Consider the following 544-nt stretch of genomic DNA (forward strand, 5'->3'; position numbering starts at 1 on the left):
TCAATAGGGGTTCGCCAATCTTCATATCGCTGTTTGCGCCAACGATAGTGGTAGTGAGATCAGGAAGATCACCGCCGCTACGTGGTTGTGCGATAGGCTTGTAGAAAGAAACTTTAACGCCTTTGCGCTCCATAGCGCGAAGAACACCCATGCTTACGCTAGTAAGACCAACACCAGCACTCGCAGGGATAAGCATAATAGTACGGGACATCAGAGAAAGTACCTTTAACTATTGGGGGATTTRAAAGCTTTACTGCTTATGGTTTGGTGGACCAAACAATAGAAGTGAAGCCCCAGATTCTTTATCAAAAGAATWCTGCTAGCCTGAAGGCTAGCCAGAGAAGTCAATTAAAGACCTGCTAGGCGAGCAGTGTCTTCTGCAATAACAAGCTCTTCGTTAGTCGAGATAACCATTGCTGGGATACGGCTGTTTGCTGTTGTGATAACACCTTCGCCGCCGAAACGTGCTTTAAGGTTAGCTTCGCTGTCAACTTCGATACCGAAGATGCCTAGGCGGTTAAGAACCATTTCACGGATAGGTGCA

General features: G+C 46.7%; 1 protein-coding gene and 1 pseudogene. Both read right to left on the reverse strand.

Going from position 1 to position 544, the window contains the following annotated elements; translation table 11 throughout:
- On the reverse strand, positions 1-211 hold a 211-nt coding region (locus CIK04_RS30425), incomplete at its 3' end, for an AAA family ATPase (protein WP_142995044.1).
- 137 nt (positions 212-348) lie between these two features.
- Positions 349-544: pseudogene (locus CIK04_RS30430) on the reverse strand (acetate kinase); the annotation flags it as partial.

This window comes from Vibrio sp. 03_296, assembly GCF_002265885.1.